An 18,071-nucleotide genomic window follows, 5' to 3' on the forward strand; every position below is an offset into this window, starting at 1 on the left:
TCGGACTTGTGTCGGACTTATGTCGGACCTCTGGGCGCCCCGAACCGCGCGGGCGAAAACGGCAGAGCCTCGCGCCGAGGCATGCGCCCGGCGATCAGATCGGCGACGATTTCCGCTGTGGCCGGAGCCGAAGCGAGGCCGATATGACCGTGCCCGAAGGCATAGATCACATCGGCGCAGCCGGAGGCGCGACCGATCACCGGCCTGCCATCGGGCATCGACGGACGACAGCCCATCCATCGCCGAAGATCATGCGCCCGTCCCCTGAGCGCCGGATAGCTGCGCTCGAGATGGGCCAGCAACACATCCGCCCGCGCCCAGTTCGGCGGCGCATCGGGGGCCGCAATCTCCACCTGACCGGCAGCGCGCAGTCCTCCGCGCGTGGTGACATTGGCCATTTTGCCGTCCTGCGGCATCACCGGCACATCGAGACGAACAGGCGCGTCGGCGATCTCGACATGATAGCCCCGCTCGGCGGCAAGCGGCAGGCGATCCCCGGCCTCTCTGGCAAAGGGCGCAGAGGCGATCCCCGCGGCGATCACCACCCGGTAGCAGGACAGATCGCCGCCCTCGCAACGCAGCCCCCTGAGACGTCCCGCCGCAAGATCGAGCCCCAGAACCCGGTCCTGCCGCAGCGCCGCGCCCGCGGCCACGAGATGACGCGCCAGACCGGCGACATAGCCACCGGGATCGGCACAATGCGCGCCCTCGGAGATCAGGATGCCAAAACCGTACTCCGGCGCGAGATCGGGAGCCAGATCGCGCAGACGCGCGGCATCGCATTGTTCCATGACAACGCCACAGTCGGCGCGCAGATCCCAGCTACGTCGTTCGGCCTGCCATGCGGCGCGATCCCGGAAGGCGTAGAGCAAACCGCTCTGACGGATCAGCGCCGTCTGCCCGCTGCGGGCGGCCAGATCCGCGTGGCGCGCGGGGGCGTCCTTGAGCAAAACATTCAGGTCATGGGCGATACGGGCGACTTTCCCGGGACGGTTCCCGGCGCGCAAGAAGGCCAGAAGCCACGGCAGAAGGCGCGGCAGGTCGCGCAGCCGGACGGAAAGCGCGCCGGTCGGATCGAGCAACATCTTGGGCACCTGCCGCCAGAGGCCGGGCGCGGACATCGGGATCACCGACGCCGGGCTGATGAATGCGCCATTGCCATAGCTTGCGGCCTGTTCCCCACCGGGCACCCCCGGTTCGATCAGCGTGACCCGATGGCCCTCGGCCATGAGCCGTTCCGCCACGCAGAGGCCGACAATGCCCGCGCCAATGACCGCGATATGTTTCGAATGAAGATTGCTCATGAAGCAGGCCGGACCTGTCGATACCTTGTGCGGGGTGCGACTTTCATCGCTTTGTTTGAAACAGTTTGCCAGAGGGGGCGAAAAAGGAAAGGATGCAGAACAGCATATCGTCATGAGTTTTAATCATGATAAGGAGTGACCCCTGATGCGTCGTTTCATCCCCTCCCTCGCCGCCCTTGAGTGTTTCGAAGCCGCCGCACGGCATCGCAGTTTCACCCATGCGGCCCAGGATCTGGGCATCACCCAAAGCGGGGTCAGCCGACAGATCGCCGCGCTGGAACAATTCCTCGGTCTCAAGCTGTTTCAACGCATCGGGTCGCGTCTTGTGTTGACGGAGGTGGGGGACGCCTATCTCAGGGACACGCATCGTTTGCTTTCGGAACTGGAAACCTCGGCAATCGACGCGGTGCGCGGCCAGAGCCTGACCGAGGCCTTTTCCATCGAGGTTCCGATCGGCTTTGCGACGCATTGGCTGATCCCGCGTCTGGCCCGTCTCAGGGCCGCCCTGCCGGGCGTGTTGATCGAGATTCGCATGCAGGACACCAGAGTGCCGCCGCATGAGAGCCATGCCGATCTGATCATCCGGCGCGGCGGCGGGGCATGGACGGGGGTGCGCGCGGAGCCGCTTGCGCCCGAGAGCCTGACCGTGATCGCATCGCAAGACCTGCCCGGGCTGCACATGCCGCTTGGCATATTGGATTTCGATCATCTGCCGACCCTGCAAAACGCCACGCGCCCGGATCTCTGGCTGACATGGCTGCGCGGCACGGCGGTGCCCTATAGGGGGGCGATCATGGGAACGCGTTTCGACAACAGTGCGGCGTTGATCACCGCCGCCCGCCATGCGCTCGGTCTGGCGCTGGTGCCGCGGATCTATGTTCTGAAAGACCTTGAGAGCGGGATTCTATGCGAGCCTTTCGAAGGCAAGGTGCACAGTGCCGAGAGTTTCTGGGCTCTGCGCCCCGAGCATCTTTTGCCACATCCGCTGAGTTCACAGGCGATTGCCTGGTTCAAACGAGAAATCAAAAGCGTCTGAGACGCAACAGCGTCCGGCAAGCCCTGCTGCCGTGCAGGGGCAAGATTGTGATCAGACGAACGGCCTCACTGGCTCCGTTTTCGCGCACCGATCTGCAAGAGCACGAGTTCGCAGCAGCCAAAGCCGAACAGCACGAAAAGATGCCGCCAGTGCAACGAGTCGACCACGAAACTGTTGAACAATTGACCGATGATGGCCGCAAAGATCGCAATGCGCAACGGTTGGCGGTCGTCGCTTGTCATAATGGAGTGCGCGAGCTGAACCAACAGCAACAGGATCGCCCCGAAGAAGGCGATAAAGCCAAGCCAGCCGTTCTCCACAGCGACCTTCAGATAAATGTTATGCGTGGCGAGACCGAATTCGCTTTCGGGAAAGTGCGTGCGACCGACATAATGCCCCGGACCGACCCCCAAGGGGCGTTCGGTGATGACCTCCAGCGCATTTGCCCAGTTCGAAAAGCGATTGTCGTCATAGGATTGCAATGCAAAACGGCGGGTAAAGAAATCGGCAAGATTGAGCTTGATCAGCAGCACCATGCCCGCGAGCAACGCAATGGTGGTGCCAATCGTGCTGAACAGCGAGAAGGTGACGACGGTGCGGCGCTGTCGCGCGAAGAGCGCCATCAGCACAAAGAAGATGGCGGCCGATAGCGCCGTCCCCGCCCAGGCTCCGCGCGAAAAAGCCAGAAACATGACGAACAGCATGAAGAGCGCCAGCAGCAACCCCCGAACCTTATGGCGCGCGCTCGCGCGCATACTCTGCCCGATGAGAAGAGTTGCCGCTGTTGTCATGAATGGGCCGAACACATTCGGATCTTTGAACAGAGGAGAGAGCCGCAGCGCATCATCGCTGCGAAAATACCAATCGACCGGACCGGGGGTCAGACGCAGCACAGCAAGAACCCCGATGATCGATGAAATCAGCGCAGAGATGAAAAGCGCCTTGTAAAAACGGTCGACGGCCTCTTCTCCGTAGCGCAGGGCAAAATGGGCCATCATCAGCGGGATCAGAAGCATGTACACGGTGATCGCCATATACTGTGCCCCGAACCCGGCGCTTTTCCAGAACAGGGCCGAAATCATATTGGCGAAGAAGAACACCAAGAAGGCCAGAAAGAAGGGATGCAGGTTGCGCGCAACGGCCAATTTTCCGGTGAACAGGAAAATGCCGAAGCCGAGCGCAAAGAACAAATCCGACGGCGCCGGTTCGATCAGGACGACAAACAGGAACCCCAGAAAAAGCTGCATGCACCACATGACGAGATCTTCGAGCGAAATCGCCTGGCGCGTTTGTCTGCGATGCAGCATATCCACTTCGGCCGTCATTTCCGCATGATCCCTTCCAACACATCACTGACTCGAGCGCAATGCGCTTCGGGCGTGGCAGCATAACCGCTTCGCCGCGCATAGGCCACCTGCGACATCGCCGCCACCCTGTCCGCATCGCGCAGGCTCCGCAACGCCCCGCTCAGAGCTTCGCGTTCTTCGTATACCACACCGTTCGTCCCGTCGGCGATCATCTCGGATGCGGCATTCCAACGACCGGCAATCGCAGGCACGCCGCGCGACAGCGCCTCGGCCGCAACCAGACCGAACGGTTCAGGCCAGACCGAGGGGAACACCAGCGCCCGCGCCCGGCCCAGCCACATGGCCACCTCGGCGGGGCTGACCCAGCCCATCAGCTCGGCCTCCGGATTGGCGGCCCGGATCGCATCTTCCTGCGGTCCCGCACCGAGAAACACCGCGCGCACCCCGGCAGCTTTTGCCGCGCGTGCAAAATCGAGCGCGCCTTTTTCGGGCATCAGACGGCCGATGAACAGAAAAACGTCGTTCTCTTCGGCGCGCACCCGCGGCGCCCCGGCATCGATCTCGATCGGATTGAGAATGTGGTGCAGCCGCGCGCCATCCGGCAGATAGGGGCGCATCGCGGCCAGTTGGGTTTCGGAGATATAGGCGATGTCACGCAGGGTACGCGGCAGCCCGCCCGGCCCCCAAAGCGCCGCCTGCCGCACCGCGCGCCAGCCCTTGTGCAAGGGCGAGCGCGCATCGCAATTGGTGCTCAGGCACGGCAGGCCCATCGGACGGCGGGTGCAGATTTCCTCGCGCCGGTAATCGTAGAACCCGCCATTCGGGCAGGCGAGAAAATAGTCGTGCATGGTGAACAGCGCCGGAACGCCCGATCCGCTCAACACCGGACCGAGCGCGGGCGAGAGCGCCCGCGAGAAGCTGTGGGCATGGATCGCGGTGCGTTTGGGGTCGAGCGGGGCCAGAACCTCGCGGAGCGCCCGCGCCGCGCCGCGGTTCCAGATCCCCCGCCCCATCGCCCGCAGCCGGTTCGGATCGTCGAGCACGTCGGGTTCGTTCAGGCAGACCACCTCGGCCCCGCTGGCGGCGAGCCCCGGATCGACCGGACCGGTTGGGGCAAAGAAAATCACCCGATACCCCGCCGCGACCAGACCAGCCGCCTCGGTGAAGGCGACTTTGGCCGTCCCCCCGTTCAGCCTTGCGCTGTCGGTGGCGATGACGACGGTGTCCAGGGACATATCAATTCGTTCCGAAGAGTTTGTCGTAAAGTTCGTAATCCTCGGCATAAAAATCGTGCAACAGCGCGAGGTTTGCATCGTCCAGAGGGGTCTCACGCGGTCGTTTGGATTTGTTGACCTGTTTCGGAGTGAAATCGCGACCGAGACGCGTGGCGATCTCACTCATGTGACGGTCGAACTCTTCAAGCCTGCCGATATATTCGACCATCTGGTTCCCGGCCTGATCGTTGATAAACCATGCCTGCGGCGTGAAATGCACCCAGCTCAGCATCTCTCCCCTGACCCAGCGATTTTCGCGGATTGCCGTCAGCAACTCGTTGGGGCCTTGATAACCGGCCAGGTGGTCCTTGCCCCATTTTTCGTCACGATCGTTGATCGGCGCTGTCTTCAGATAATAGAAGGCGGAAATGAAGCGATCCGTCGGCTCCCGCATGATGGTGAAGGTAAACAGCTTATCGTATTCTTGCGGATTGCGTTTGCGAAACCCGTAAGCCGGCGCATGGCCATGGCCGGTATCGCGGTCATATATGGTACGATGGATGCTCATGCCCGCAGTCTTGGGAATATGAATGAAGATCGACCCGGAATCGCGCATGCTGGGGGTGATATCTGCCGTATGAACACGATTGAATTTCCAGTAGTTGTAAAAGTAAGGCTTGGCGTATCCAAACGCTGAAGCAATTTCTCTCGGTTTCATAACTTCGGTTCTCCATGTTTCGTACGAGCGATTGCCACGAGCCGGTCAATCAGTTGGTTGAAATTGCGGGCTGCGTCGAAGGCCTCGACGGCATGTGCACGCGCGGACGTCCCGATTTTTGCCGCAAGGATGCGGTTCTGCGCCAGGCCTGCAAGCGCGGCGACAAAGCCCGCCGCATCGCCTGCGGGCACGGTGAACCCGGTCTCCCCCTCGAGGATCATATCGGGAATGCCACCGATCCGGCTGGCCACCGCGGGCAACCCGGCCGCCGCCGCCTCGGCCAGCACTTGTGGCGACATGTCCGATCGTGTCGGCAGGCACAACACGTCCATCTCCGGCAACAGCTCTGTGACGAGACGCGCGTTGGGCACCCTGCCATGTACCGTCGCCTTGTCTGAAAGCGCGCGCGCCGCCGGATCGCCGGAAACGATATGCAGTTCGGCAAGCTCCGCAAGCGGCCCAGCGATCCAATTGGCCAGATCGACGGCGCCTTTGCGCGCAATATCGTTGCCGATGAAGATCACCCGAAGCTTCCCTTCGCGCCCGGCCAGCCGCGCGGGCACAAACTGCGCGACATCGATCGAAGGGGGCATGACGGTGACCGCCTCCGGGGCGACGCCGCAATCGGAGATCACCGAGCGCGCCGTCCAGTGGCTCATTGGAAAGACATGGGCCGCCGCCTGCAACAGAGCCGCTTCCCGGGCCATGTCGGCCGCCGTCCACGCGCCCCGCGGCAGATCGCGTTCGATCCCGGCACGGGTGTTGTCGAGCGTCACGGTAAAGGGCATGGCGCCCGCCTGCCCAGCGAGCGCGGCGGCGGGCCAATGCGCGGCGAAGTGCACGGCCTCGGAGCGAAATTCGCTCAGGCCCGCCCGGATCGCACGTCCGGTGCGCCCAGCGAAGGCGTCGATCGGGTCGATGCGCCGGAACAGATGGTCCCGGGAACGCATGTTGTTGCGTTTGAAAAACAGCGTGTCGCGGCGGGTCAGCGTGACCGGGATCACCTGCGCCTCGATATCCTCACGCTGCGCCAGCACCGCTTCGAGCCGGGCGCGGTAGGTGCGCCATCCAAGGGCATCCTCAAGAACGAAACTCAAGCGTGCTTTGCTCATCGCGGGTCCCCCGTCTCGAAAGGCAGCCGTCGCAACGTCTCCCAGAGCAGACCGCTCTGCAAGGCAGCGCTGGCGATCATGCCCATCACCACCCCCGGCAGTCCGAGTGTCAGCGCCCCGATCACACTGCCGATCAGCAGCGCGACAAAGCTGACGATCCGGATTCGCAGATTAAGTCCGAAGCGGCGCGTCGCCAGAAGACCCGATTGCAGGATGGTGGCACTCGCGGTTGTTCCCGCCGCGATCATCACCAGCGCCAGAAGCGCGCCCTGCCCCGCATAATCGGCGCCGAAGATCAGCACGAGCACCCAATTGCCGAACCCGAGCATCGCCAGAGACGCGATCGCCGAAGCCACCGCGACAAGCTGAAGGAAACGGCGCAATGTCCGGCGAAACGCATGCCGGTTTCCGGAAGACACGTAATGCGCCAAGCGCGCCACGATGGATTGCCCGATCGCATTGACGATCGTGGTCACCGCCTGCATGGCATAGCCAACAACGGTGAAATGCCCCAAAGCCACAAGGCCGAGGAAATGGCCGATGACATAACGCGGCGAGGCGCCTTGCAGAGCCGACAGCAGCGCGTTGAACGCGAGCGGCAAGGAGGTGATCGCGAGTTTCCAGACCACTTTCGTCCGCACCGTTCCGTGGTCGCCTGCCCCCTGCGCCATGCGCAGCGCACGGGTCAGATCGAAGCCCGCCGCAACCACGACCCAGGCCAGCAGCAGCCCGCCATAGGCCGCCGAGGTCGAGCCGGTCTGCGCGATCACGATCCAGAACAACGCCGTGCCGCCAAAGCCGCGCAAAATCAGGGAAATCGCGACATCCGACATCCGGTCGGCGCGCTGGAAGGCACCGTAACACAGCTCGGAATAGGTTTCGACACCCTTCGCCGCCCCGAAGACCAGCATCACAGTGCGCGCCAGCGGATCCACCACTGTGAAGGCCAGCAAAACGATGATCCCATACGCGACCAGGCTCGCGACGATCCGCAGGACGAGGAATTCGTGAAAACTGAACGTGCCCCGTGTGTCGGTGGCCTGATTGGCGCGGATTCCAAGGTTGAAAAACCAATAGATCGGCAAAGTGATCGCACTCACCAAGCCAAAACGACCGACATCGGCCACCGAGGCGTAGCGCGCGAGCGCAACCAGCAAAAGAAACTGGCTGATCACGTAGGAAAGCTGCCCGATCAGCCCCCAGCCGACCAATCGGCGCAGACTGACACGGGCCTCGCCCTGCGGCGCTTCAGTCATCTGCCCCGCCTGCGCCAAACATCGCGTCCCAAACCGCGATATCGGGGGCACAGACTTCGCGGGCGCGCGCCATCAATTCGGGCGTCACCATCGTTTTGCGCGTTGCCTGAGGCTGCCGAGCCTTGTTTTCATGACCGACTTTGATGCGTACGCCCAAAGCCTGGTGCAGCGACGCCTCGAACCCAGGCAGATCGTCGAGCCGCCCGACCACGTCGAAACGTTCGCGCAGATTGGCGATGGCGCGCGCGATCAGTTCGGGTTCGGCAAGATCTGGGGCCATCGGCGCCCCGGAATAATATTCGACATAACTGGCGCCGAGCCGACGTGCACGCTCCGTGCCGAGAAAAGTCTCGAAATCCTCTTCGATCCGGGCGTGATCGTTCGGCTTCTGGTAGCTCCAGAAGTAATGGGAGACGAACCGGGCGACCGGCTCCCGAAGCACGGTGATGAATTTGTAGCGCTCTGCAAACCGGGCATGGGCGATGTCCGAAAACGGCACATGCAGCGAGACGCAATGGACATCGTCGAACATGTGATAGAGCATCATCTGCTCGCGCAGTTCAGCCACGTCGACGAGCATGGCTTCCCGGTCGCTACGTCCGCTATAGGCTTCGAAGGCAAAGAAACTTTGGTCCGGCTTCACCGTCGCCTGCGACAGGATATAGCGTTTGCGCAACGCACGTCCCACCGAGGTTCCGCCACATTTCGGAACATGATGAAACACAAACCGCTGCGGCATCGTGTTTTCGACGAGGCGTGCCCGAAGAGCCTTGGCCTGATCAACGATTCCCATCTCAGCGCCACTCCCGCTTAAAGTGATCGTGGCACGGGACGACGGCCACGATCATACAAAACAATGGCAGCAAGGCCACCTCATCGAAGGATCAGGCACACAGGCAAGCCTGTCACAGGTCCAAGTCGAGGCGTAAAATTACGCGCCGGAAGAGATAAGCCGTTTGCTTCGGTGTGGCGTGTTTTTCCCAATGCTGCACAGCAGCTAAACTTGCCCGATTAAATGCGAAAAGCAACCCCTTCCTCGCCTTAAACGTGTCCGACGGCGCGGAAACTTGCTTATCGCCACGCCGTCGATTTTGTCGTCGCCAAGGATGCTTGGCCTTAAAGCGTGCCTGTCGGATAGAGCAGCACACGCGCCGGGGAAAATGGCAGGGCATGCGGCGCCCACCCGGCCCCGACGCTGACGGAAAGGCTGTCTGTGGCGGTGCCGGAAGAATCAATGATCCTCAGATCATAGCTGCCCTCCGGCGCTGCCCAGGTCACGCTGTCGACAGGCCGTGTCAGCGCCGATCCGACACTGTTGATGAAACTCGTGCCGACGGTTCCGGCTTCGAACTGCGCCCCAAGCAGTGTCACGGTCGCCCCGGAGGTCGCACTGCCGGGCCCGAGCCCTATACTCAGCGTCCCGGAGTAATTCGGAGTGATGTTGAGATCCAAGCGGTAAACGTCATCGACGCCAAGCGCGGTCAGCGAGGCATTGGCGATGGGGCCCGCACCTGCTCCCATATCGGTGATCTCCGTCACGCTGAACTTCACCCGGCTTTCCACGGCGCCTGCCATATTCCGCAGCGTCGCCAGAATGGCGCCCGAAGTACCGAACCTGAAGAAAGCCCGCAGGTGATAGCTCATACCGCTGGTCACGGCGGGTTCATCAATATGGTTCAGGCGATGCCAGATCAGCCCGTTCGAGGTAATTCGTATCCCCGGAAACAGACCCAGCGCATTGAGCGCAAGGTCGCTGCCGCTCGCACCGCTGAGCGCCCACCCCGTCGAAGAGTTTGCAATCGCGCGGCTCAGCAGGTTTGTCGCCGCCGTCTCGAACAGGGCCGTGCGCAACACGCCACGGGCGTCGAACCGGAGGGTGTCGACGGGATAGGACACCAACCGCCCCGCCGCATCATAGCCGAAAGCCGCAGCGGCGCGGCCGATCGAGACCCCAGAAGGGATCAGCCCCGCATCGAAGTCCCAGAACTCGACCGGTTCGATGCCGTTGACGGCATAAAGCGATCCTGCCTGATGGGGGCGTGTGATGAGATAGCGGAGTGCGGTCTGCATCACCAGCCCACCATGATCTCGCTGGCGGTGGTGCCGGTGGCATGGATGCGGGTCAGCTCGATCAGGTGCCACCCTGCAATGAGCGTCGGCGTCGTCAGGGTTTGCCCCCCTTTGGTGGTCACTTTGAGCGCGCCCGCCGCACCGACATAGACCCATTGGCTTACATGGCTCAGATCGGTGCTGTCGTTTGGCGTCACCAGGGCCAGATTGGCCGGGCCGCCCGCGCGAGCGGGAGCGCGCCCTTGAAAGTCATCAATTGCTGGCATGTCAGTTCTCCTTTGCTGTGCGCTCAAGATCACTGCTCTCGGTTAATTCATGCCTAGTTGAGCGTACGCTGCCCGGACGGGACGGAAAGGTCCATCGCCTCACCACGATACGCGCGCAGGATTTCGGCATGCAGACGCGACATCGAATAGCGGCTTTCGTAAAGCGCCCGGCACGCCGGTCGCATCGCGCGCAACTGCGTCCGATCCAGCGTGGCAAGTCTCTCGGCCAGCGCCTCGACGCTGAGCGGATAGCTGAAGCCCTCTGTGCCTTCCTCGAAAAGCGTCTCCATCCCGGAACGTTGCGACACCACGACCGGTGTCCCGTTGCGCAAGGCCTCGGGGATAACGAGCGGCAATCCCTCCCAGCGCGAGGCCAGCACGAGCGCATCGGCGGAGCGATACCATTGGTCGACCTCGTCATGCGCAACCCATTTCACATGATCCACACCGGACGGAAAATCAGGTGCACGTCCCGCACGCACCGCCCCCCCGATCACATGCAGCTTCAGATCCGGTCTTCGCTCCTGCACACGCGGCAGCGCCTCCATCAGGATGTCAAGCCCCTTCTGCCGGTCGAACCGCCCGATGAACAACAGGTGCAGGGCCTCGGGTTCCGACGCGAAGAGATCGTCGCGCACGTCGGCGCTCACATCCGGCACCGCATTCTCGACCAGAACATGATGCCCCCAGAAGCGATTGTCCTGCGCGATCTTCAGATCGTTGTGCGAGATATTGACGACAACATCGGCAAAGCCGCAGAGCCGTCCCTCGATGGCCCGGACGAGACGCGCTTTCGCCCCGGTATATTGTTCGCTTGCCCAGCAATGCGCGATATAGATCAAACGGGGCTTCGCCTTGCCCAGACGGAGAGTCCGGGTCAGCGCCAGTGCCAAAAGCGAAAAGGTCGAGTGGAACACCACCACATCGGGTTTTTTATCGGCACTCAGCTTTCGCAATGCCCGGAACTGATTGATCAGGCTCGCAAGTCCACGTTTGCCTCGCGTATATGTCGCCAACCGCGGATCCCCCGCCATGATCTGCGCATGCTCGTCCGGCAAAAGGAAGGTCTGATTCGCCTCCTGCGAGTCTATCGTGGCAAGAGCCTTCATATAAACTCCGATCCCCCCAATTGCGGTTTCGCAAGTGTGCAGGACTTTGAGGCTTTCTGACATGTCGTGTCCTCGCTAGATGATGGTATTTTGAAAATAAGGCCGTATCCCGGCCACCTGCCGTTTCAGGATCTCAGACGAATTCTCGGGGGCCCCGGCGCTGACCCCGAACTGAAACGCGACGGATTTAAGCCTCTGCGTCAGCTCAAAACTTGTCATATCATCCTTCGATCACAGGGGTCATAATCTCTATGATCATAAACACTATGCCAATCGTCGCTGCGTCGCAGAATCGCCTTGCGATGCAATTAGGGTAAGGGTGGTACATAAAGCCCTCCACTTCAAGCGCGGCAAAAATTTAATTATTTCGTCACAAGGTTTTGCGCGCATGGCCTGAGGACACAACATGAGGCAGCGCAAGGCGCCGACCGGGTCTGGCGCGAAACGTCAGGTTCCCGCGCCAGTGCTCGCGCCTCCCTCCGGCCCGACGCAACCAGATGTCTTCGCACGGCTCGCCATGGCGTTCAGCGAGGGTTTTCAGGTCGGCGCGGCGATGCGCCGATGAGGCACGACCGCCTCGTGGGAGTTACCGGGTTCTGGCCTGGATGAACTCCAGCTGCCCGTTTTCGATGATCGCCGCGGTGAGGCGTCCGGTGGCATAGGCGCCGGTGTCGATCGAGATGACGCCGTTTTTTTCCTGCGGCAGATCGACGATGGTATGGCCGTGCACGACCCACAGACCGTCGTCGCGGGCGTGTTGGCCGAAGGCCTTGTGCCCCCAGGTCAGCGCCTGTTCGGTTTGCGCCACGATCGGCGTCGCGGGATCGGCCCCGGCATGGACCACGGCGACATTGCCGCTCCCGAACCACCGCGGGCGCGCGGCGAGCCAGTCGTGCAGGCCCTCGGGCATGACCTCCAGCAGCCGGTCCCGCGCGCGGCGCAGCGCCTCGGGCGCATTCTGCACCCCGAGCTGGAAAGCCCCGAAGCTCGCCATGGTCTGCAACCCGCCATGGCGCATCCAGCGATTTCCGGCCTGTTCCGGCTCCCGCAGGAAGGCCAGCATCATCTCTTCGTGGTTGCCGAGGAGGAACACGGTGTCGGGACGATCCGCTTCGAGCGCCCTGAGACGGTCGAGCACCCCGGCGCTGTGATCTCCCCGGTCGATAAAATCGCCGACGAAGACCCAGCGCGCACGCGGCGCACGCGCGCAGAGCCGGTCGATCATCTTGTCCAGACAGACCAGTTCACCGTGCAGATCCCCGACAATGGCCAGCGCCGTTTCGGGGGCTGGCGGCCCCCCTTCGAAGCGCTGCGGGAGAGGCAGGTCCGTCTTCTGGGGCCTGCGGCGGAACACGTGTCTGAACACAGCTTGGTCCTTTTCAATTCGGCTTTGAGCGGACAAATCCCGCGCGCCGTCTCATCGTCTTATCGTCTTATCGTCTTGCGCCGGTCAGAGGTCTGGCCGCTCCGGACAGGCTGCCGCCCTGTTCGACCGCAGGGGGCAAGCCGTGGCTTCGGGTGACGATGGCATTTTACGGCTCAAATTAAGAGCAAAAAAGCGCCGATCGCGGCAAATGTTTCACGATGTCCCGTTTGACGGCACTGCCGACGCCGCCCAATATAGAGAAGAGTTTCAATGTCGGGTCAGGCAAGCTATACGGGTGCCAAAGCTTGAGGTACGGTGTGACGTTTCACAAATATTTTCATGGGCTTTGGGTGTCAGCAGCCCTGTCCGCCGCCCCCGCACTGGCGCAAAATGTGGACCTCAGGTTTCCGGTCTCCACCTTCGGCACGCCCGGCCTCATTGACATGCCGACCGGAGAGGTGTTTCCCGACGGCACGCTCCACCTGAACACCGCCTTTCGCGACGGCACGCAAAGATACAATCTGAGCTTTCAGATCACACCGCGCATCTTCGGATCGTTCCGCTATTCGATCATCGACGACTACGATGCGGTGATCGGCACCCGCTACGACCGCAGTTTCGATCTGGGGTATCTGATCGCCGGGGAGACCGACCTGCGCCCCTCCGTCGTCGTGGCCCTGCGGGATTTCGGCGGGACCGGTATTTACAGCTCGGAATATGTCGCGGCCACCAAGCATTTCATGGACGAGCGCCTGTCGCTCACCGGCGGGATCGGCTGGGGGCGTCTGGGCAGCTATGGCAGCTTCGACAACCCGCTCGGCGCGCTTTCGGACACTTTCGACACCCGCGGCGCCGGTCCGTCGAGCATCACGGAAGTCGGGCGTCTGGAAACGGACCAATGGTTCCGCGGCGATGCGGCGCTGTTCGGCGGGCTGGCCTATCAGATCAGCGACCGGCTGTCTTTCCGGCTGGAATATTCCTCCGACGACTATGGGCGCGAGGTCGCGCGCACCGGCTTCGAGCACAGGACGCCCTTCAATGCCGCGCTGTCCTACGGCTTCGGCAACGGCGCGGATCTGACGGTCTATGCGCTGCACGGCTCCGAGATCGGTTTCATGGCCAACCTGCCGATCGACCCGCAGAACCCGGCCTATGCCAGCGGCATCGAAGAAGCCCCGCCTGCCCTCGTGCCGCGCCAGACCGCCGCGGCGCTGTCCTGGACCGACGGCAGCGTTGAAAGCAAGAACAGCCCGCTGTCCGCCGCACTCCGGGATCAGGGCATCGCGCTCGAAGGCCTCACGGTCGAAGGGTCGACCGCCACGGTGCGCATGGCCAACGGGCGCTATCCGGCGGAGGCTCAGGCTCTGGGCCGCACGGCCCGGGTTCTGGCCAATCATCTGCCCGAGACGGTGACGACCTTTCGGGTGGAAAGCACCGCGAACGGGATGACCACCTCGCGCACCACGCTGCGCCGCTCCGATCTCGAGGCGCTGGAATACGATCTCGACGGCAGCTGGCGCAGCTATGTCCGCGCCGGGTTCGAGGACGCGCCCCGCACCGAGGCGACGGCGATCGCCGGGACCTATCCCAAATTCGACTGGCGCCTGAGCCCCTATTTCGATCCGGCGCTGTTCGATCCGGACAACCCCCTGCGGGCCGATCTGGGGCTTCAGGCCGAAGCCGCCTTCACGCCGGTGCGCGGGCTGATCTTCTCCGGGGCGATCCGCCAGCCGATCGTCGGCAATCTCGACGAGAGCACGCGCTCCTCCAGCTCGGTCCTGCCCCATGTGCGCACCGATGTCGTCGACTATGCCAAAGACTCCGATCTGGAGATCAAACATCTCACGGCGGAATATTTCTTCCGCCCCGGCAGGAACCTCTTTGGCCGGGTGACCGCGGGTTATCTGGAAACCATGTATGGCGGCCTGTCGACGGAACTGCTCTGGAAACCGCTCAACAGTCCGCTCGCTCTGGGTGCCGAAGTGAACTATGCCAAAAAACGCGATTATGATCAGCTCTTCGGCTTTCAGGACTACGACATCGTGACCGGCCATGCCTCGGTCTATTACGATCTCGGCCGCGGCTATCTGGGTCAGCTCGATGTCGGGCGCTATCTCGCCGGGGATTATGGCGCGACGTTTTCTCTCGACCGCGAGTTCGACAACGGCTTTCGCGTCGGCGCCTTCTTTACCCTCACGGATGTCTCCTTCGACGATTTCGGCGAAGGCTCCTTCGACAAGGGCATCCGCTTTACCGTCCCGATCGACTGGCTGAGCGGCGCGCCCGTGCAGGGCGGCTATGGCACGACCATCCGCCCGGTCCTGCGCGACGGCGGCGCGCGGCTCGATGTCCGCAACCGGCTTTACGAGGTGGTCAGGGGCAGCCAGACGAACGAGCTGGAAGACCGTTGGGGGAGGTTCTGGAGATGACCGTGAAGACCCGCATCGCGCTCGTCCTCGGCCTGTTCGCGGCTCTGAGCGGCTGTTCGTCGGACCCGAACCAATCCGCGCTCGCCCAGCAATTCCTCAACCGCTCCAAAGGCTACGACCCCGGCGCCGACTTTCTCGCAGCTCAAAACTCAGGCGCCCCGGGCTATGTGGCCGGGCTTCAGAACGGCGACAACGCCTACACGGTCTTCCTGCGTCAGACCGTCAACGCCCGGGGCGAGGAAACCTGGATCTCTCCGGATCGTCTGTCTCTGGGGATGAAAGACGGGATGATGATCGCCACACGCGGCTTCGGCCACGACCAGCTTGCGGCGGATGCGCGCGAAACCTTGTCGGCGCTCACCTCCGGGCAGAATGCCGTCACCGAACGTTTCGTCACCCTGCTCGCCGCCGGAAGCACCGCCGAGACCCTTGCCTTCCGCTGTCAGGTCACCCGCCAAAAGCAGGAACCGGTTCAGCTGAGCGACAGTTACACAGCTGACACAGACCTGTTCTATGAAACCTGCCGGAACGGCCAGATGGCGTTCCGCAACCTGTTCTGGGTGGAACGGGGCTCCCGGAGCATCGTGCAGTCGCGTCAGTGGATCAGCGAGGAGACCGGCGAATTGGCGCTCAGGCGCCTGGCCCCACAGGCGACAATTCCGTGACACCGGCGCAGAAAGCCGAGAACACGGTTGCCCTCTCTTCGGTTTTCGGATTGATTTTACAAAGTATCATGTAAAAGGAACCAGTTAGCGTTGTCCTCCTCCCCAAACATCTCCGATGACGACGTCATCGATCTTGGCGCGATGGTCGGCGCCCTGTGGCGCAAGAAACTGTGGATCATCGCAAGTGTCGTGGCCTTCGCGCTGCTGGGCGCCTTATATGTGTTTGCTCTTGCAACTCCGAAGTACCGTGCAACCTCTGTGATCCTGCTGGATGCCTCCGGCGAACAGCTTGTGGATCTCGGCGCGGTCCTGCCGAATCTGGGAACGAATTCGGAAGCCATCAACACCGAAGTCGAAGTCCTCAAAAGCCGCCGTTTGCTGGAGCGCGTCGTCACCGCCGCGAACCTGACCGAAGATCCCGAGTTCAATTCGACCCTGCGCCCGCCCGGTCTGAAGACAAAGATCAAGACCGCGCTGACGCGGTCACAGCCCGCATCTGCGAGCGAAGAGCAACAAATGACCCTGGCGATCAACGCCTTGCTGGATCGCATCTCCGTACGCAACCTGCCCAAGACCTATGTCCTGCAGGTCACGGTCGAGACCGGGGCCGCGCCAAAATCCACCCGCCTCGCAGATACGATCGCCGAACAATACATCCTGTACCAGATGGACGTGAAATTCGAAGCGACACGCGATGCCTCCGAATGGCTCACCACCCGGGTCGCAGATCTGAAAGTGGATCTGGAACAGGCCGAAGCACGCGTCTCCGAGTTCTCGACCAATTCGGAAGTGGTCAGCATCGAAACCGTCCAGGCGCTCGAACGTCAGCTCAAGGAGCTGCGCGAGCGGCTTCAGACCATGCGCAGCGCGCTGCAAAGCGAAACCGCACGGCTCGACGCGCTGACCGAGGCGGAAAACGCCCCCGCCGGACAGAAAGTCGACGTGGCGGGCGACCCGCGCCTGACGACGATTTATCATGAAGCCGGCGAAGGCGCCGCCTTCGACGCCCGCTTCGGTCAAATTCTCATGCAAGCCACCACCCAGATGCAACGCACAGAGGCGCAGGTTCGCTCCCTCGAAGCCAGCATTGCCCTGCGGGAGGCCGATATTGCGCGACAAAGCGACGAGCTGATCCAGCTTCAGCAACTCACCCGCGAAGCCGAGGCCAGCCGCCTGCTTTACGAATATTTCCTCAGCCGCCTCAAGGAAACCTCCGCTCAGGAAGGCATTCAACAGGCGGACAGCCGCATCCTGTCCAATGCCGTCCTGCCGGGCGGTCCCGCCGAACCCCGCAAATCGCTTATTCTGGCCATCTCCATGATCCTCGGCGCCATGGCCGGAAGTGCCTTTGTCCTGCTGTGGGAAATGCGGCAGAACGGGTTCCGTCAGGCCTCCGAACTCGAATCGGAAACCGGCCTGCCCGTGATGGGACAAATCCCGCTTTTGCCATCGGACAACCGCCGCGAAGGGCTGGAATATCTCGCCGAGAAACCGGCCTCCGCCCAGGCGGAGGCGATCCGCAACCTGCGCACATCCGTGATGTTGTCCGGTTTGGACAAGACACCGCAGGTCATCATGCTGACCTCCTCCCTGCCCGGCGAAGGGAAAACCACGATCTCCTTTGCCCTGGCCCAGAACTTCGTCGGGCTCGGCAAAAAGGTTCTCCTGCTCGAAGGCGATATCCGGCGCAGGGTGTTCAGCCAGTACCTCGACGTCAAGAACGCCAAGGGGCTGATGGCGGTGCTCGCCAATGAGATCTCGCTCGAGGACGCGGTCATTCATGACCCGGTGATGAAGGCCGACATCCTCATCAGCGAACCCAGCACGGTCAACGCCGCGGATATCCTGTCCTCCGAGCGATTCGCCGCCTTTCTGGAAACCGCGCGGAACGCCTATGACATGATCATCGTCGACACGCCGCCGGTGCTCGTGGTCCCCGATGCGCGGGTTCTCGCGCAACATGCCGATGCCCTGCTCTTCACCGTCCATTGGGACAAGACCACGAAGACCCAGCTCCAGAACGCGCTGCGCATGTTCGAGACCGTCGGGGTCAGCGTCAGCGGGCTGGTGCTCAACCAGATCGACCCGAAAGGCATGAAAAACTATGGCTACGGGGATTCCTATGGGGCCTACGGGGCTTATGGCGCCAAGTATTACACAAACTGACCAGTTCTCAGGACATGTGCCCCCCATGACACGCCTCATGACACGCCCTGCGA

Annotated in this window: 16 protein-coding genes; 5 read left to right on the forward strand and 11 right to left on the reverse strand. The window is 62.4% G+C overall.

Annotation, left to right across the window (positions count from 1 at the left end):
* Window positions 1-17 precede the first annotated feature (17 nt).
* Window positions 18-1,304 carry an NAD(P)/FAD-dependent oxidoreductase gene (locus tag V1471_RS06165; RefSeq protein WP_434287480.1) on the reverse strand — a complete coding sequence of 429 codons (1,287 nt, stop codon included), beginning with the start codon at window positions 1,302-1,304 and terminating at the stop codon, window positions 18-20.
* 145 nt (window positions 1,305-1,449) lie between these two features.
* On the opposite strand from V1471_RS06165, the gene V1471_RS06170 reads away from it, so the two are divergent.
* The gene (locus V1471_RS06170) at window positions 1,450-2,340 is read left to right on the forward strand and encodes a LysR substrate-binding domain-containing protein (protein ID WP_434287481.1); all 891 of its coding nucleotides are present in this window, start codon (window positions 1,450-1,452) and stop codon (window positions 2,338-2,340) included.
* Window positions 2,341-2,405: 65 nt separating this feature from the next.
* On the opposite strand, the gene V1471_RS06175 is transcribed toward V1471_RS06170, so the two are convergent.
* From V1471_RS06175 to V1471_RS06215, 9 genes are all read right to left on the reverse strand, one after another.
* On the reverse strand, window positions 2,406-3,665 hold the full coding sequence (locus V1471_RS06175; protein ID WP_434287482.1) for an O-antigen ligase family protein: 1,260 nt from the start codon (window positions 3,663-3,665) through the stop codon (window positions 2,406-2,408).
* Window positions 3,662-4,882 (reverse strand): glycosyltransferase family 4 protein, encoded by a 1,221-nt coding sequence (locus tag V1471_RS06180; protein WP_434287483.1) that lies wholly within the window; start codon window positions 4,880-4,882, stop codon window positions 3,662-3,664. The genes V1471_RS06175 and V1471_RS06180 overlap by 4 nt, the downstream gene beginning before the upstream one ends.
* Window position 4,883: 1 nt before the next feature.
* The gene (locus V1471_RS06185; RefSeq protein ID WP_434287484.1) at window positions 4,884-5,579 is read right to left on the reverse strand and encodes a sulfotransferase family 2 domain-containing protein; all 696 of its coding nucleotides are present in this window, start codon (window positions 5,577-5,579) and stop codon (window positions 4,884-4,886) included.
* Window positions 5,576-6,691 carry a glycosyltransferase family 4 protein gene (locus V1471_RS06190; protein WP_434287485.1) on the reverse strand — a complete coding sequence of 372 codons (1,116 nt, stop codon included), beginning with the start codon at window positions 6,689-6,691 and terminating at the stop codon, window positions 5,576-5,578. The genes V1471_RS06185 and V1471_RS06190 overlap by 4 nt, the downstream gene beginning before the upstream one ends.
* Complete coding sequence (locus V1471_RS06195; protein WP_434287486.1) at window positions 6,688-7,947, reverse strand: lipopolysaccharide biosynthesis protein; 1,260 nt, start codon at window positions 7,945-7,947, stop codon at window positions 6,688-6,690. Before V1471_RS06195 ends, V1471_RS06190 begins: the two co-directional genes overlap by 4 nt.
* Window positions 7,940-8,740, reverse strand: coding sequence for a sulfotransferase family 2 domain-containing protein (locus V1471_RS06200; protein ID WP_434287487.1), 801 nt, complete (start codon window positions 8,738-8,740; stop codon window positions 7,940-7,942). Before V1471_RS06200 ends, V1471_RS06195 begins: the two co-directional genes overlap by 8 nt.
* Window positions 8,741-9,063: 323 nt before the next feature.
* Window positions 9,064-10,017: a phage head spike fiber domain-containing protein gene (locus tag V1471_RS06205; RefSeq protein WP_434287488.1), complete on the reverse strand. Its 954-nt coding sequence runs from the start codon at window positions 10,015-10,017 to the stop codon at window positions 9,064-9,066.
* Window positions 10,017-10,283 carry a spike base protein, RCAP_Rcc01079 family gene (locus V1471_RS06210; protein ID WP_434287489.1) on the reverse strand — a complete coding sequence of 89 codons (267 nt, stop codon included), beginning with the start codon at window positions 10,281-10,283 and terminating at the stop codon, window positions 10,017-10,019. Before V1471_RS06210 ends, V1471_RS06205 begins: the two co-directional genes overlap by 1 nt.
* A gap of 53 nt (window positions 10,284-10,336) precedes the next feature.
* Window positions 10,337-11,392: a glycosyltransferase family 4 protein gene (locus tag V1471_RS06215; RefSeq protein ID WP_434287490.1), complete on the reverse strand. Its 1,056-nt coding sequence runs from the start codon at window positions 11,390-11,392 to the stop codon at window positions 10,337-10,339.
* 406 nt (window positions 11,393-11,798) lie between these two features.
* Between V1471_RS06215 and V1471_RS06220 the strand changes: the two genes are divergently transcribed.
* On the forward strand, window positions 11,799-11,957 hold the full coding sequence (locus V1471_RS06220) for a hypothetical protein (RefSeq protein ID WP_434287491.1): 159 nt from the start codon (window positions 11,799-11,801) through the stop codon (window positions 11,955-11,957).
* Window positions 11,958-11,978: 21 nt separating this feature from the next.
* On the opposite strand, the gene V1471_RS06225 is transcribed toward V1471_RS06220, so the two are convergent.
* Window positions 11,979-12,758, reverse strand: a complete 780-nt coding sequence (locus V1471_RS06225; protein WP_434287492.1) for a metallophosphoesterase — start codon at window positions 12,756-12,758, stop codon at window positions 11,979-11,981.
* Between the two features lie 350 nt (window positions 12,759-13,108).
* Between V1471_RS06225 and V1471_RS06230 the strand changes: the two genes are divergently transcribed.
* The 3 genes from V1471_RS06230 to V1471_RS06240 all read left to right on the forward strand — a co-directional run bounded on the left by V1471_RS06230 (window position 13,109) and on the right by V1471_RS06240 (window position 18,018).
* On the forward strand, window positions 13,109-15,187 hold the full coding sequence (locus V1471_RS06230) for a YjbH domain-containing protein (RefSeq protein ID WP_434287493.1): 2,079 nt from the start codon (window positions 13,109-13,111) through the stop codon (window positions 15,185-15,187).
* The gene (locus V1471_RS06235; protein ID WP_434287494.1) at window positions 15,184-15,852 is read left to right on the forward strand and encodes a YjbF family lipoprotein; all 669 of its coding nucleotides are present in this window, start codon (window positions 15,184-15,186) and stop codon (window positions 15,850-15,852) included. The genes V1471_RS06230 and V1471_RS06235 overlap by 4 nt, the downstream gene beginning before the upstream one ends.
* Window positions 15,853-15,942: 90 nt before the next feature.
* Window positions 15,943-18,018: a GumC family protein gene (locus tag V1471_RS06240; protein WP_434287495.1), complete on the forward strand. Its 2,076-nt coding sequence runs from the start codon at window positions 15,943-15,945 to the stop codon at window positions 18,016-18,018.
* Window positions 18,019-18,071: the final 53 nt, after the last annotated feature.

Source organism: Celeribacter sp. SCSIO 80788 (genome assembly GCF_051054295.1).
In the GTDB taxonomy this organism is placed as follows: Bacteria; Pseudomonadota; Alphaproteobacteria; order Rhodobacterales; family Rhodobacteraceae; genus Celeribacter.

Excerpts from the sequence above, each read along its gene's own strand:
- V1471_RS06235 (WP_434287494.1), top strand. The coding sequence starts at position 15,184 with ATGACCGTGAAGACCCGCATCGCGCTCGTCCTCGGCCTGTTCGCGGCT.
- V1471_RS06180 (WP_434287483.1), bottom strand. The coding sequence starts at position 4,882 with ATGTCCCTGGACACCGTCGTCATCGCCACCGACAGCGCAAGGCTGAAC.
- V1471_RS06175 (WP_434287482.1), bottom strand. The coding sequence starts at position 3,665 with ATGACGGCCGAAGTGGATATGCTGCATCGCAGACAAACGCGCCAGGCG.
- V1471_RS06185 (WP_434287484.1), bottom strand. The coding sequence starts at position 5,579 with ATGAAACCGAGAGAAATTGCTTCAGCGTTTGGATACGCCAAGCCTTAC.
- V1471_RS06210 (WP_434287489.1), bottom strand. The coding sequence starts at position 10,283 with ATGCCAGCAATTGATGACTTTCAAGGGCGCGCTCCCGCTCGCGCGGGC.
- V1471_RS06200 (WP_434287487.1), bottom strand. The coding sequence starts at position 8,740 with ATGGGAATCGTTGATCAGGCCAAGGCTCTTCGGGCACGCCTCGTCGAA.
- V1471_RS06195 (WP_434287486.1), bottom strand. The coding sequence starts at position 7,947 with ATGACTGAAGCGCCGCAGGGCGAGGCCCGTGTCAGTCTGCGCCGATTG.
- V1471_RS06170 (WP_434287481.1), top strand. The coding sequence starts at position 1,450 with ATGCGTCGTTTCATCCCCTCCCTCGCCGCCCTTGAGTGTTTCGAAGCC.
- V1471_RS06220 (WP_434287491.1), top strand. The coding sequence starts at position 11,799 with ATGAGGCAGCGCAAGGCGCCGACCGGGTCTGGCGCGAAACGTCAGGTT.
- V1471_RS06215 (WP_434287490.1), bottom strand. The coding sequence starts at position 11,392 with ATGAAGGCTCTTGCCACGATAGACTCGCAGGAGGCGAATCAGACCTTC.
- V1471_RS06205 (WP_434287488.1), bottom strand. The coding sequence starts at position 10,017 with ATGCAGACCGCACTCCGCTATCTCATCACACGCCCCCATCAGGCAGGA.
- V1471_RS06165 (WP_434287480.1), bottom strand. The coding sequence starts at position 1,304 with ATGAGCAATCTTCATTCGAAACATATCGCGGTCATTGGCGCGGGCATT.
- V1471_RS06190 (WP_434287485.1), bottom strand. The coding sequence starts at position 6,691 with ATGAGCAAAGCACGCTTGAGTTTCGTTCTTGAGGATGCCCTTGGATGG.